This window comes from Hoylesella timonensis S9-PR14 (assembly GCF_000762405.1).
Classification (GTDB): domain Bacteria; phylum Bacteroidota; class Bacteroidia; order Bacteroidales; family Bacteroidaceae; genus Prevotella; species Prevotella timonensis_A.
The window spans coordinates 1-2,981 of record NZ_JRPQ01000168.1 but is presented as its reverse complement, the minus strand read 5'-3'; the positions used below and the strand labels follow the sequence as shown (position 1 = coordinate 2,981).

The 2,981-nt window shown below is 35.5% G+C and carries 2 protein-coding genes and 1 pseudogene; 1 reads left to right on the top strand and 2 read right to left on the bottom strand.

Annotated elements, in window-relative coordinates:
- Positions 1 to 48: 48 nt before the first annotated feature.
- Entirely contained in the window at positions 49 to 198 is a 150-nt protein-coding gene (locus HMPREF9304_RS14145) for a glycosyltransferase (protein WP_081953707.1), read from the bottom strand.
- Positions 199 to 257: 59 nt separating this feature from the next.
- Positions 258 to 1,646 (bottom strand): pepsin/retropepsin-like aspartic protease family protein, encoded by a 1,389-nt coding sequence (locus tag HMPREF9304_RS10635; protein ID WP_052046108.1) that lies wholly within the window; start codon positions 1,644 to 1,646, stop codon positions 258 to 260.
- Positions 1,647 to 1,781: 135 nt separating this feature from the next.
- On the opposite strand from HMPREF9304_RS10635, the pseudogene HMPREF9304_RS14520 reads away from it, so the two are divergent.
- A pseudogene (locus HMPREF9304_RS14520) lies at positions 1,782 to 2,944 on the top strand (IS4 family transposase).
- Positions 2,945 to 2,981 lie beyond the last annotated feature (37 nt).

Sequence of the window (2,981 nt, the reverse complement as noted above, 5' to 3'; positions counted from 1 at the left end):
CTGGGGTTATTTGATTAATATTTAACTGGTCCCGATTTTAAAGGGACACTAATGATATTTATCAGTAGATCCATCATTTATCAAAATGATATCAAAGGGAATTTTTGCATGCTCCTTTATATTTTTTACAGTTTCTTCAACTTCTACTCCTTCATTTAGGAATGGAATAATTATCATTATTTTCTTATAAGGATTCATCGGTTAATCTTTTATTCGTAGCTATTATTCAAGTAATTATAAAAAAAACTCCTAACCTTTTACTGTCTGAGAAAGTTGATACTCTTTTTCCATACTTTCAGTTTCATATCCTTAAAATCAAATATAATATTTTGTCCTAAAGATTTGAAAAAATGTAAGCCCATCAGCATGTCCCAACTTTTTTCTGTATATCCATCTCCAATAAAGTTTATCTTTTCTTTGGGCTGAATAACTCGCCCTCCATATACAAGAGTGGGATGATGTAGATGAATGTTCAGAGTGTCTTCTGCCCCACTTACTGTTAATGTTAATCGCCTGTCCTGTTTGTTTTTTACAACGGGAAATTGATTAGAATATCTTTGATAGAAATCTTTACGCATGAGCATATAAGAGTCAAAACCTGAATCAATTATTCCCATGACATTCATATTATTGATCATTATTGGTGTGGTCAATCTGGGATATTTATAGTCTGTAAGCTGTATTTGCTCTTCCCAGTCGCTTTTTGGAAGAGTATCATGTGGAAAACTAAGCAGTTTATGTTTCCAGTCAACTTCCAAGCGTCCCAATCTTTTGATGATAGGTAATCCTATCATAGGTCTGTTGAATTTATCATATACTCGTTGAGCTTTACGTAACTTCTTTGCCGACATTTTATGCTCAGATAAATATGGAATAGGATTAGCCATATCTATAATAAGAGTTGGTACATTATAAAATGAATAATTACCTATAACTATTGAGTCTATATTTACAATTGGATGTCTCCCCATACTTGTATCAAGACTATCCATTCCATACACTATCCTTAAGGTATCAGCTACTTGATGAGTTAAGTACATTGGAACAGGAACACCTGTGTCCCAAAATACATCTTTCTTAGATCCGTTTACCTCAATTTGTGACATAATAAGAGGGTCAATAGTAAAATTAACGGATTGATTCCCTTTTTTTCGCACAACACGCATAGGTGGAATTAAGACAGCTTCATCTAAGAATTTATCCATGTTATTTATAAATTGAAAAATTTGTTGTGAATATTCCTCAGATATGCCTTGTTTCTTTATTGTTGGATAGTATTGCTCTTTAAACCAATTGCTATATGTATGAGCTTCAGTATATTTCCCTTCCTCAATATATAACTGAATTAATTTCTGAAAAAGGAATAGCATATCACCAGGATATTGATTCCAGTTAGGTAGCAAGTTTTTCTCCAAGGCTTCGATTGCCAATCGATTTTGATTCTTTGAAATAGCACTAAAGACAGTATGACAGAGTGCCATAGTAGGGGTTACTGAATCAAACTTCATATAAAGCTGACCCATTTCATGATATCTTTGAGTATTCAACTTATCAAAAAAGCAAGCGGGCGTATTTTCTACTTGTGCCCAGATAGAATTTGGGCTGAGTATAAAGAAAGATAAAACAAATAGGTGTAGAATTTTCATTACTTTTTTTCACTAATGTCCCGTTAAGGTGGGCTAATCGCTCTTTGAATTAATTGAAATACAGTCTATTAGGTGGTGTTTTGAAATGAAACGGACTTGATTTCGTAACTTTGCAGTCAAATTTAAATGACTGTTATGTTNCAAGACAAATACGTTTTTGCCCAGCTCACCGCTTTTTTGAACAGAACTCAGTTTAACAACTATGTTCGCAAGTATGNTGGAAACCGCTATGTGAAGCATTTCACTTGTTGGAATCAGTTGCTTGCTATGATGTTTGGTCAACTGAGTAATCGAGAGAGTTTGCGAGATTTGATTGTTGCTTTTGAAGCACATAGAGCAAAGCAATACCATCTTGGATTAGGGCGTAAGCCTATTGCGAAAACGACANTTGCNTCAGCCAATCAGAATCGTGACTACCGTATCTTTGAANACTTTGCTTTCTATATGATGGAGCAAGCCAGAAAGAAACGGGTAACGGATATCTTCAAGTTGAAAGGCAATGTGTATGCCTTCGACTCAACGACAATTCCTTTGTGTTTNTCAGTNTTCTGGTGGGCAAAGTTCCGTAAGAAGAAGGGAGGGATAAAAGCACATGTGTTATATGNCCTCGAATCTCAGGTTCCTGCTTTCTTCCATATCTCTACAGCATCCGTTTACGACTCAAATTCCATGAAGGAAATTCCTTAGAATCAGGTTCTTACTATGTATTCGACCGTGGATATAATGCATTCAAGGAACTTTTCAANATACATCAGCATNAATCGTTCTTTNTTGTGCGAGCCAAGANGAATCTGCAATACAAATGCTNTAGATGGAGGCGCAGGTTGCCAAAGAATATATTGACAGATGCTGTGATTGAATTCACTGAATACAATTCATACCGAAAGTATCCAGAGAAACTCAGACTCGTCAAATTCTATGATGAAGAACAAGACAGGGAGTTTGCTTTCCTAACCAATGCCTTTCATCTTACAGCACCTGAAATCGCCAATCTTTACAAGAATAGATGGCAGATANAGCTGTTCTTCAAATGGCTAAAGCAGCACCTCAAGATCAAGAAGTTTTNGGGTACAACAGAGAATGCTGTGNGAATCCAAATTTCATCGGCAATCATAGCCTATTGCCTTGTTGCTATCGTACAACATGATTTTCAACTTAAGCGATTGACTTATGAGGTTCTTCAGATTCTAAGTATTTCGCTTATGGATAAGATACCACTCGTAGATCTCTTCGAAAGGACTGATTTCAATAATGTCAAAGAACTCGATTGTCCCCTCTTTCTGGGGTTATTTGATTAATATTTAACTGGTCCCGATTTTAAAGGGACACTAATGA